Source organism: Streptomyces sp. NPDC104371 (genome assembly GCF_055583785.1).
Genome location: NZ_JBVJNF010000016.1, coordinates 66,462 through 77,201, shown reverse-complemented (window position 1 = coordinate 77,201; position 10,740 = coordinate 66,462). Strand labels below are relative to the sequence as shown.

The following is a 10,740-nucleotide window of genomic DNA, read 5'->3' as shown; positions in this document are numbered from 1 at the left end:
ACACCGAGCCCGACATCCTCCCCGAGGCGGAGACCGACGCCGGTATCGACCTCGGCCTGTCCGCCTTCGCCGTCCTGTCCGATGGCCGGAAGATCAACAGCCCGCGCTTCCTGCGCCGGGCGGAGAAGAAGCTCAGGCGCCTTCAGCGGGGGCTGTCCCGTAAGGCCGAGGGTTCGAAGAACCGGGCCAAGGCCCGTATCAAGGTCGCACGCCAGCATGCCAGGGTGGCGGACCGGCGGCGGGACTGGCACCACAAGGTATCCACACAGATCATCCGCGACAACCAAGCGGTGTTCGTGGAAGACCTCGCGGTGTCCGGCCTCGCCCGGACCCGGCTCGCAAAGTCCGTGCACGACGCGGGATGGTCCGCGTTCGTCGGCATGCTGGAGTACAAGGCGGTTCTGCACGGCCGCACCTTCGCCAAGGTGGACCGTACTTTCCCGTCCTCCCAGATCTGCTCGGCCTGCGGACACCGGGACGGCCCCAAACCCCTGCACGTCCGGCAGTGGACGTGCAGGGGCTGCGGGACCATGCACGACCGCGACCACAACGCAGCCCGCAACGTCCTCTTCGAGGGACGCCGAATCGTCGCCGCCGGACGGGCGGAGACGCTAAACGCCTGTGGAGCGCCGGTAAGACGGGCACACGTGCCCGCACAGCGCGGTGAAGCAGGAAGCCCCCGGAAGGGTCAGACGACCCAGACCGGAATCCCTGGACTTCAGGCCAGGGAGCACGTCAAGTCAACGCCCGCCCCAGGTACCCCCGCAGCAGCGTGCGGGTCTCCTCGATGATCTTCGGGTCGCCCTCGGGGTCCACCCGGAAGGCCAGATGGACCAGGGTGTCGGCGGTCTCCACGGCGATCAGGAACACGCGGCGCAGGTCGTCGTCGGGTGTGCTGTCGAGATACGTCGAGAGAAGGTCCGTCAGCCGGTCGGCGACGCGGCGGTTGGGTTCGGCGCGGGCGCCGACCGGGATCTGGTTGCCGAAGTCGACCAGACCGAAGCCGGGGGCCGTGCGTCTCATGTCCAGGTACTCGTCCAGGATCGCGTCCATGGCGGCGCGCCAGCCGCCCTCGCCGGCCGTCCGGGCCAGGCGGCGGGTGACGCGCTCGGTGTAGCGCTCCAGGTTGCGTTCGGCGAGGGCGTCGACCATCGCCCGCTTGTTGTCGAAGAAGCGGTACACGGAGCCGATCGGCACCCCGGCGCGCAGGGCCACGGCACGGGTGCTCAGGGTGTCGTAGCCGCCTTCGTCGAGGAGGTCGGCGCAGGCGTCGAGGATCCTGGACAGCCGTTCGGCGCTTCGGCGTTGGACGGGTGGGCGGCGCAGCGGACTCGCTTGGGGCACGGGCCTCATCATGCCGTTCCGCCGGGGAGCGGTGAACCTCGCCCCCGTGTTCGGCCCGTCCGCGGGGCGGCCCGGCGTCCGCGGGTCATCCCGCGCCCGAGGGGGCCGGTGCCGGTGGCGCGCCGGGCGCGGACGCCGTGATGTCGGCCGTGCTCTCGATCGCCGTGCCGCGTACCGCCCAGACGGTCAGGTCGTCCGCGTAGAGCCGGGCCGTGAGCTGGTGGGTGCCGCGGGGGACCTGTCGGCCGGAGAGGTGGTGCTCGCCGGTGCGCAGGCGGGCGAGGCGGTGGCCGTCCAGGTAGAGCAGGGCGACGCCGTGGCCCGCGGTGGCCACCGGGCGCGTCCTCGGGGGCGAGAAGCGGAAGTTGCGGACGGTCAGGCGCACTTCCCAGCCGTCGCCCTCGTCCGGCTGGACCTCGACGGTCACCTCGGGCGCGCCGTCCTTGCCTATCTCCCGGTAGTGCCGCCCCTGTTCGTCGGTGTGGTCCAGCACCTTGCCCACGGGCGAGACCGTCACCTCGCCCTCCCGCTCCCGCTCGGGTCCGTCGCCCGAGCCGCAGCCCGCCGCGCCACCGAGCAGGGCGGCCATCGCGAGCACGGCGAGCGGTCCACGCGTCCACGACATACCGGGGAGGGTAGGGCACCCCTCGTGCGGGCGGATCCCCCTGCGGGCGGGGTTCTCGCGCACGCGGGCGCATTCGGCCGGTCCGGGGCGATCCGGCGCGTCCGGGGTGGTCCGGCGCGTCCGGGCGGATCTGACGGGTGCTCATCCGCTCCTTCGCGCCCCTTGCGCACCCGACCCCCGAATCCTACGGTGTGGCATAGGAATCAGCGACGAGGGAGTGGCGATGAACGGGGACGCGAGGAAGATCGCGGAGGGGCTGTCCTATCTCTCCGGGTTCGGCAACGAGCACAGTTCCGAGGCGGTGCCGGGCGCCCTGCCCGAGGGGCGCAACGCCCCGCAGCGCGCGCCGCTCGGGCTGTACGCGGAGCAGTTGAGCGGCGCGGCGTTCACGGAACCCCGGGCGCACAACCGCCGTTCGTGGCTGTACCGCATCCGCCCCTCGGCGGCGCACCCGGCCTTCACTCGCACGGACAACGGCGCGCTGCGCTCGGGGCCGTTCACGGAGACCGTGCCGGATCCGAACCGGCTGCGCTGGAACCCGCTGCCGAAGCCCGCGGCGGGCACGGACTTCCTGGCGGGCCTGTGGACCCTCGGTGGCAACGGCGACGTCACGCAGCGCGCGGGCATGGCCGTGCATCTGTATCACGCGAACGCGTCCATGGACCGGGTGTTCAGCGACGCCGACGGTGAGCTGCTGATCGTCCCGGAGCGGGGCGGGCTGCTGCTGCGCACGGAGTTCGGGCTGCTGCGCGCGGAGCCCGGCCATGTGGCGCTGATCCCGCGCGGAGTGCGCTTCCGGGTGGAGCTGCTGGACGACGACGCCCGCGGGTATGTGTGCGAGAACTACGGGGCGCCCTTCCGGCTGCCCGACCTCGGCCCGATCGGCGCCAACGGCCTGGCCAACGCGCGGGACTTCCGCGCCCCGGTGGCCGCGTACGAGGACGTCGAGGGCCCGGTCGAGGTGGTGAACAAGTTCTGCGGCAACCTCTGGACGGCCCGCTACGACCACTCGCCGCTCGATGTCGTCGCCTGGCACGGCAACCACGTGCCGTACGTGTACGACCTGCACCGCTTCAACGTGATCGGCAGCATCAGCTACGACCACCCGGACCCGTCGATCTTCACGGTGCTGACCTCGCCGAGCGACACCCCGGGGCTCGCGGGCGTCGACTTCGTCGTCTTCGCGCCGCGCTGGCTGGTCGGCGAGGACACGTTCCGGCCGCCGTACTTCCACCGGAACGTGATGAGCGAGTACATGGGCCTGGTCGAGGGCGCGTACGACGCCAAGGCGGAGGGCTTCGTGCCGGGCGGCGGCTCGCTGCACAACATGATGTCGGCGCACGGCCCGGACCGGGACACGTTCGAGAAGGCCAGCGCCGCCGAGCTGAAGCCGCAGAAGATCGACGACGGGCTGGCGTTCATGTTCGAGACCCGCTGGCCGCTGACCCTGACCCCGCACGCGGCAGCGGCGGAGCATCTGCAACCCGCGTACGACGACGTGTGGCAGGGCCTCGAACGCCACTTCCGCCCGTTGCGCTGAGCGCCGCCGACCGGTACGCATAGCTCCGTGTCCTCCTTCGCCCCCGACTCGATCGTCCTGAACCGCAAGCTGCCGCTCTGGTACCAGGTGTCGCAGTCGCTCCGTGCCTCGATACTCGGCCGCTCGCCCGGTGACCCGCTGCGCCTGCCCACGGAGGAGCAGTTGGCGGGGCACTACGGGGTGAGCGTGCTGACCATGCGGCAAGCACTGAAGGAACTGGAGGGCGAGGGGCTGATCAGCCGCCATCGGCGGCGCGGCACGTTCATCGAGCCCAGTGCGCGGCGGGGCACCCCGGTGCGGCTGCTGGGCTCGGTGGACGCGATCGTGGCCCAGCAGTCCGGGATGACGAGCGAACTGCTGGAGCAGGGCCGGGTGCCGGTGCCGGTCGGCCTCGCCGAGTACTTCCCGGATCTCACGGAGGTCGCCGCGTACCACCGGCTGCGCAGCGACGAGAAGACCGGCGAGCCGACCAACCACGCCCGCAACTACGTCCGCCCCGAACTGGCCCCGTACATCGAGCGGGAGGATCTCGCGCGGTGGCCGATGACCAAGGTGCTGCGAGACGTCGTCGGCGCGGACATCAGCCGGATCACGGACACCGTCGAGGCCCGGCTGGCCGACCCGGAGACGGCGCGGCTGCTCCAGGTGCCGCTGCTCAGCCCGATCCTGCACTACACGGGCATCACGTACGACGCCGACGGCAGACCGCTCGACGTGGCGGTGATCCACTACCGCGGGGACCGTTTCTCGTTCACGGTCACCCTCGAGGCCACCTGACCGTACGATGCCGGGCGTGCCGTACGACGACGCTCCGTTGCTCGCGGATCTCCTGCCGTGGTCCGTCGCACCCGTGCGGCCGGGCCGTACCTGGCCGTGCGCACCCGACGCGGACGCGCTCAGCGCCCGCTGGGACGCTCTGATACGGGCCGAAGGGCCCGCGCGGGAGGCGCTGTTCGAGCCCACGCGTGCGCGCACGCTGCGGACGTCGGTCGGCCAGTTGCCGGGACAGACCGGGGGCACGGGGCGGCTGCTGCGCGCCTCGGGCCCCTGTGCGCGGCCCGTCCGGGTGCTGCACGGGCCGTTCGACGAGCAGTGGTTGATCCCGGACGCCCGGCTGATCGACGCCGCGCGCCCGGAGTTGTGGCGGGTGGCGGACGCGCGGCAGATCTTCGCCGTGGAGACGGCGGCCGGTTCCCCGGGCCCCTGCCTGCTGGTGACGTCACTGCTGCCGACGCTCAGGGCCGGCCGGGTCCGCCCGCTGTACCGGCGCCCCGGCGGCACGGAACCGAACCTGGCGCCGGGCCTGTTGACGTATCTGGCGGACCGGCTGGGGCAGCGTCCGGAGCCGGTGGACGTCCTCGCCTGGAGTGTGGCGACCGTACGGTCCGGCCCCGGGGGTCTTGCCGTCCCGCTCACGGCCGACGGTGAACTGTGGGCGCGCGGAGTCGAGTTGGGGCGCCGGATGCTGTGGCTGACGCGCCGGGACGGTGAGCGCCCCAAGCTGCCCGGCGGCCGTCGCCCGTACGTGCGCGCGCCGTTGCCCGCGCGCCCCGTGACGCTCCACTACGACCGGGACGAGGAGGCGCTCCATCTCGACGGGGGCCGTATCGCCCCGGTGCCGCGGCGGGCCTGGGACTTCGAGGCGGGTGGGGTCCGGGTGCTGGAGGAGTGGCTCGCGGCCCGGACCGCCGAGCCGGAGCCCGGCACACTGGCCGCGATCCGCCCGGCCGTCTGGCCGCAGGCCTGGACGTCCGAACTGCTGGAACTGATCACGGTCCTGGCGCTGCTGGCGGAACTCGCGCCGCAGCAGGCCGAGTTGGCGCCGACAGCCCTCGTCACGGCCGAGGAGCTGCGCACGGCGGGCGTACTCCCGGTACCGGATGCGTCGCGCCGCCCGGCCTCGGTGCTGGACCACCACGAGGAGGGACCTGAGGGGCAGTTCGCGTTGCTCTAGCAGGGCGCCATGGGGCGTGGGGCGGGGAGTTGTGCCCGCGCCCGAGACTCACACCGAGGCGCTGCGGCGTGCCGTGGGGATGACGGACGACGAGATCGCAGCGCGGTGCCGGGACGGTGTGACGGCCTGGGCGCGGGCCCTTGCGGAATGCCCGCCTCGCGGGCGGCGGGAGGAACGCCGGTGTCGCTCAGCGTCCGCCGAACAGCGAACGCCGCAGGCGGCGCAGCGGCGCGAAGAGCGAGACGCCCCTCACGCGCGCACCCCTGCCGGAGTGGTCGTACGCGGGCCTCCGCGCGGTCAGTTCACGCATCAGCAAGGTCGCCTCGGCCGTCTCGCGCTGCGGGAGCGCGGGGCCCGCCAGCACCGAGAGATGGCGGTCCAGGCGCGAGCTGGTCGCACTGCTCCCGCAGACGATGGCAGGGACCCTTGCCCTGCTGCGCACTGTTATCTGTTCCATGGCACTCCCCACCCGCTACGACTCCGCCCGGCCCCGGGCAGAGTAACCCTATCGCCCCCTGGCGGCACTCGTGTATCGCGGGCCCATGATTCACCTTCTGCGTAAGGGGATTGACGGCCATCACGCGAATCCGGCTCGGTACAGGGCGAGTTGACGCGCGGAACGGCTGGTGGCGGCGGGCCGTACGGCCGCAGCGGGCCGCCCCCTGATCGCCGTCGTGATCCTTGCGCGCCGACCGGCACCGGACTGGTGTTCAAGGGGGCGGCAATCGCACTGCCTTGAGCTACTTTGGGGGAGAAATCACGCGGAGTGGATACATCGCGCGGATGCGAAGGGGGCACCCGTGTCCGAAGAGTCCGGCCGAGAGCGTGTGATCGCGGAGCGCTACCGCCTGTTGTCCCGCCTCGGCGAGGGCGGTATGGGCACGGTGTGGCGGGCCCGTGACGAGGTCCTGCACCGGGAGGTGGCCGTCAAGGAGGTCCGGGCCCCGGCCGGGTTCGGGGCGGCGGAGGTCGAGCGGCTGTACGCACGGCTGGAGCGCGAGGCCTGGGCCGCGGCCCGGGTGGCGAACCGGAACGTGGTGACGGTCCATGACGTGGCCCATGAGGACGGCCGCCCCTGGATCGTGATGGAGCTGGTGCGCGGCATCTCCCTGGCGGATCTGCTGGACGCGGAGGGTCCGCTCACGCCGCCGCGGGCCGCCGCCATCGGTGCCGAGGTGCTCTCCGCCCTGCGCGCGGCGCACGCGGCCGGGGTGCTGCACCGCGACGTCAAGCCGAGCAACGTCCTGCTGGCGAGCGACGGCCGGGTGGTGCTCACGGACTTCGGCATCGCCCGGGTCGAGGGCAGCGCCGCGCTGACGATGACCGGCGAGGTCGTCGGCTCCCCGGAGTTCCTCGCGCCCGAGCTGGCGCTGGGGCACGCGCCGGGGCCCGAGGCCGACCTGTGGTCGCTCGGTGTGCTGCTGTACGCGGCGGTCGAGGGCTGGTCGCCCTTCCGGCAGGACACTCCGCTCGGCACGCTGCGGGCGGTCGTGGACGAGGAGTTGCCGCCGCCGCTGCGGGCGGGCCCGCTGGCCGGGGTGATCCAGGGGCTGCTGCGCAAGAACCCGGCCGAGCGCCTCCCGGCCGCGCAGGCCGAGCGGGACCTGCGGCTCATCGGCGCGGGCGGTGCGCCGCGCAGGGGCGCCACCTCGTACGCGTCGACCGTGACGGTCTCCGTCTACGATCCCCCGGGCGCTCGTCCGCCCGCCCCCGGGCCCGACTTCGCACCGGGGCCCGTCGCCCCCGCGCCGCCCGAGCCCGAGCCCGCGCCGCGCAACGGCCGTGCCGTCGCGGTCCTGGTGGCGAGCCTCGCCGTGCTCGTACTGGCCGTGGCGGGACTGACGTACGCGCTGGTGAACCGCGACAACGGCGGTGGCGGCGACGGGAAGACGGGCGACGTGGCCACGCACGGCACCGACACGGGCGGCGACAGGTCGGGCACGGCCACCCGTCGCGGCACCACGGAGAGCACCGGCGCGAACTCCTCGCCCACGCACGCCCCTTCCTCTCCCCCGACCACCCCGACCACCCCGACGAGCGAGGGCAGTCACACCCCGAGCCCGCCCGCCCCTTCGGTGTCGGTGACGGTCACGGGCACACACACCGACTACTCGGGCAGTTGTCCGCCGCCGACGGCGCAGGCGCCCGCGTTCACGGCGACGTTCCTGGTGAACAGGGTCCCGACCGAGGTGTCCTACCGCTGGGTGGCGCGTACGGGGCAGGTCGCGCAGCGGGGTTGGGAGACCCTGTCCCTCCCTGCGGGCGGGGAGCGGACGGCGCGGCGGAGGGTCGTCGTCACGGCCTACGACCTGGACAGTCCGGTGCGGGACCGGATCGGTGTGGAGGTACGAGGTCCGGTACAGGTCACGTCCGGCTCGGTGCCGTTCTCGGTGACCTGCGAAACGGAGACCCCGACAGGCGGGGCCTCCCCTTCCGACGAGTGACCGTCGAGTGACCGTCAGGCCAGGCTGTTGAGCACCGGCAGGTAGCCGCCGGACTGACCGGCCGCGGTCGGGTGGTACGACTCGCCGATGTTCAGCCAGTCGACGCTGTGCAGCCAGGAGTCGCTGGAGCAGATCTCGTGACCGCTGAAGGTGGAGCGGACGTCACCGAAGGCGAAGCCGTGGTTGGCGGCGCGCTTGGAGATGGCGGTGTCGATGTAGTCGACGGCACCGTTGATGGCCGCGCGCTTGGTCTCGGACAGCCCGAGGCACAGGGTCGTGTTGAGCTTGTAGAAGCGGGGGTAGCCCATGACGACGACGCGGGCCGAGGGGGCCTTGGCCCGGATCTGGTTGTAGACGGCGTCGAGGCGGGCGGGCAGCGTCGAGTCGACGTACGCCTTGGCCGTCGCGATCTTCGACAGACAGCCGCTGTCGGTGGCGATCACACAGTTGGTCATGACGTCGGCGAAGCCCGCGTCGTTGCCGCCGATGCTGATGGAGACGAGGCTCGTGGACGAGTTGAGGGCGCCGAGCTGGTTGTTGAGCACGTCGGTGGTGACGGCGCCCGAGCAGGCCATGAAGCTGTACGAGGACGGGGCGTGGGACGCCTGCCACAGGTACGAGTAGGCCTTGGTGCTGCGCTTGCAGTCGCCGCTGGAGCTGATGTAGCTGCCGGAGCCGACACCGGATGAGTAGGAGTCACCGAGGGCCACATAGGCCCCGGTCGAGGCCTGGGCCGAGGCCGCCCCAGTGAGGGCGATGCCGATGGCGAGGAAGAGCGAAGTCACGTACGCCACAAGGCGGGGACGTCTCACGGGAATCTCCTTTTGGCAGGAACGGTGCGCAACTGATGTACCAGCTACGCGCGTTGACCGGAAGTGTCCATGCCAAAGATTTCGGGGTCAGCCCCGATCTCTTCTCCCCGCATCCACCACTCGTTCGATTCCGCCGCAGAGGTGCGTTCCAACCCCTTGAATTCCTGGTCAGGTTGGATCACTCTTCTCTCAGCCCTGAGCGGAAGATCGCGCTCCGGGCCTCTTGGCATTGCCCCTCGACACCCTCCCTGGAGCCCATGGCAAGACCAAGCCAAGAACACGTAAGTGCGACATCTGTGTCTTGACGGACCCCTGTCGCCTGCGCGACATTGAAGCCCGGCATCCGGCGCTTCGGGGGGCAAAGTCGCCCATGCAGACCTTACGGATCAAGCCATCTTCACCAGGTGAGGACGGGCGGCCGGGACAGGGTTCGGGGAGGGACCTGTTACCGCTGCTCATGGGCGCGGCCGTGGCCATCGCGGTGGTCGGCGCGCTCCTCGCGCTCGGCGACCAGCACACGCCGCTGCGGGGCCCGTTGACCCTGTTCTTCCTGCTCGCCGCGCCGGCGACGGCGATCGGAGCCGCGCTGCGGGGCCTGGATCCCCTCGCCCGCGCGGTGGTGTCCGTCGCGGGGGCGCTCGCGGTCGATCTGCTCGTCGCCCAGGGGATGTTGGCCGTGCACCGCTGGTCGGTGCACGGCGGCGTCGTCGCGGTGACCGTGCTCAGCTCCCTCGTTCTCCTGCTGGTACTGGTACGGCACCGGCGCGGCCGTACGGCGAGAAGACGGGCCTGACAACGTGGACATCAGGGTGTTCCGTCCCGGCGACCTCAGCTCCGCCGACCGGGCGGCGTGGACGGCCTTGCAGGCGAAGGCCCACCTTCATGGTTCGCCCGAACTGGCGAACCCCTTCCTGGCCCCCGAGTTCACGCTCGCCGTGGGCCGCACCAGACGCGGGACCCGGATCGCGGTGGTCTACGAGGGCGACGAGCCCGCCGCGTTCTTCCCGTTCCAGAGAACCGCCACCGGGGTCGGCCGGGCCGTCGGCCTCGGGGTCTCCGACTGCCAAGGCCTCGTGCACCGCCCCGGCTTCACCTGGGACGCGCAGGAACTGCTGCGCGCCTGCCACCTCGCCGTCTGGGAGTTCGACCATCTCGCCGAAGGCCAGCGGCCGTTCGAGGCGTCGGCCTCCGGCACCTTCCCGTCACCGGTCATGGACGTCGACCAGGGCTACGACGCCTACCTGCGCCAACTCTGCGCGCGCTCCCCGAAGTTCACCCGCACCACACTCGCCAAGGAGCGTAAATTAGGGCGGGACGTCGGCGAGGTGCGCTACGTCCACGACGAGCGCGACCAGACCGCCCTGCACACGCTGATGGCCTGGAAGTCCGCGCAGTACCGCAGGACCGGGCGCAGCGACCGCTTCGCGCACCCCTGGATCAACGAGCTGACGCATCAGCTCTTCCACACCCGCTCCGAGCCGTTCGCGGGCATCCTCTCGGTGCTCTACGCGGGCGACCGGCCGATCGCCGCGCACTTCGGACTGCGCACCGAGCGGGTGCTCGCCTGCTGGTTCCCGGCGTACGACACGGAGTTCGCGAAGTACTCCCCCGGGCTGGTCCTGCATCTGCGCATGGCCGAGGCGGCTGCCGCCGACGGCATCGCGTACCTGGACCTCGGGCGGGGCCAGAAGGAATACAAGGACTCCCTGAAGACACGGGAGATCACCGTGTCCGAGGGGTGGGTGACCCGCCGTCACCCGGTGGCGTACGGGCATCGGGCGCGACGCGCCCCGGTCCGGGCGCTGCGCAACGCGGTGCTGGCGCGACCGGAGCTGTTCGAACCGGCCGATCGACTGCTCAAACGGATGGGACGAATCCGCTCCAGGGGTTGAGTTACGGCCAAATCAACGAAACCGAGGGAGACGTCTCAGGGCTTGCCATAAGGACTCAACCGTCAATACCGTCATACTTCTACTCGCATCGGTGCACTCTCAGGCGGCTCCAGGGGAGGGCTCAGGGAC

The 10,740-nt window shown here is 71.7% G+C and carries 11 protein-coding genes; 7 read left to right on the top strand and 4 right to left on the bottom strand.

The window, feature by feature from the left end; genetic code table 11:
• Nucleotides 1-791: RNA-guided endonuclease TnpB family protein (locus tag ACZ60T_RS32450; RefSeq protein ID WP_469669214.1), on the top strand; the 791-nt coding region annotated here is incomplete at its 5' end.
• Here the strand turns inward: ACZ60T_RS32450 and ACZ60T_RS32445 are convergent.
• Nucleotides 736-1,353 carry a TetR/AcrR family transcriptional regulator gene (locus ACZ60T_RS32445; protein WP_469669217.1) on the bottom strand — a complete coding sequence of 206 codons (618 nt, stop codon included), beginning with the start codon at nucleotides 1,351-1,353 and terminating at the stop codon, nucleotides 736-738. The genes ACZ60T_RS32450 and ACZ60T_RS32445 overlap by 56 nt on opposite strands.
• Before the next feature lie 76 nt (nucleotides 1,354-1,429).
• A complete protein-coding gene (locus tag ACZ60T_RS32440) occupies nucleotides 1,430-1,969 on the bottom strand; it encodes a hypothetical protein (protein ID WP_469669213.1) in 540 nt (179 codons plus the stop codon).
• Nucleotides 1,970-2,192: 223 nt separating this feature from the next.
• On the opposite strand from ACZ60T_RS32440, the gene hmgA reads away from it, so the two are divergent.
• Genes hmgA through ACZ60T_RS32425 form a run of 3 tightly spaced genes read left to right on the top strand, consistent with a single transcriptional unit; the run spans nucleotide 2,193 to nucleotide 5,463 of the window.
• The gene (hmgA, locus tag ACZ60T_RS32435; RefSeq protein WP_365633126.1) at nucleotides 2,193-3,509 is read left to right on the top strand and encodes a homogentisate 1,2-dioxygenase; all 1,317 of its coding nucleotides are present in this window, start codon (nucleotides 2,193-2,195) and stop codon (nucleotides 3,507-3,509) included.
• Nucleotides 3,510-3,536: 27 nt separating this feature from the next.
• Nucleotides 3,537-4,286 carry a GntR family transcriptional regulator gene (locus ACZ60T_RS32430; RefSeq protein ID WP_469669212.1) on the top strand — a complete coding sequence of 250 codons (750 nt, stop codon included), beginning with the start codon at nucleotides 3,537-3,539 and terminating at the stop codon, nucleotides 4,284-4,286.
• Nucleotides 4,287-4,293: 7 nt separating this feature from the next.
• Nucleotides 4,294-5,463 (top strand): type ISP restriction/modification enzyme, encoded by a 1,170-nt coding sequence (locus tag ACZ60T_RS32425; RefSeq protein WP_469669211.1) that lies wholly within the window; start codon nucleotides 4,294-4,296, stop codon nucleotides 5,461-5,463.
• Between the two features lie 187 nt (nucleotides 5,464-5,650).
• Here the strand turns inward: ACZ60T_RS32425 and ACZ60T_RS32420 are convergent, their stop codons facing one another.
• Complete coding sequence (locus ACZ60T_RS32420) at nucleotides 5,651-5,920, bottom strand: hypothetical protein (RefSeq protein WP_365633135.1); 270 nt, start codon at nucleotides 5,918-5,920, stop codon at nucleotides 5,651-5,653.
• Nucleotides 5,921-6,263: 343 nt separating this feature from the next.
• Here ACZ60T_RS32420 and ACZ60T_RS32415 point away from each other — a divergent pair, with 343 nt between their 5' ends.
• Complete coding sequence (locus ACZ60T_RS32415) at nucleotides 6,264-7,907, top strand: serine/threonine-protein kinase (protein WP_469669210.1); 1,644 nt, start codon at nucleotides 6,264-6,266, stop codon at nucleotides 7,905-7,907.
• Between the two features lie 14 nt (nucleotides 7,908-7,921).
• Here the strand turns inward: ACZ60T_RS32415 and ACZ60T_RS32410 are convergent, their stop codons facing one another.
• Entirely contained in the window at nucleotides 7,922-8,719 is a 798-nt protein-coding gene (locus tag ACZ60T_RS32410) for an SGNH/GDSL hydrolase family protein (RefSeq protein WP_365633140.1), read from the bottom strand.
• Between the two features lie 469 nt (nucleotides 8,720-9,188).
• Between ACZ60T_RS32410 and ACZ60T_RS32405 the strand changes: the two genes are divergently transcribed.
• Nucleotides 9,189-9,512, top strand: a complete 324-nt coding sequence (locus ACZ60T_RS32405; protein ID WP_469669209.1) for a hypothetical protein — start codon at nucleotides 9,189-9,191, stop codon at nucleotides 9,510-9,512.
• Nucleotides 9,513-9,516: 4 nt separating this feature from the next.
• Nucleotides 9,517-10,611: a GNAT family N-acetyltransferase gene (locus tag ACZ60T_RS32400; protein ID WP_469669208.1), complete on the top strand. Its 1,095-nt coding sequence runs from the start codon at nucleotides 9,517-9,519 to the stop codon at nucleotides 10,609-10,611.
• Nucleotides 10,612-10,740: the final 129 nt, after the last annotated feature.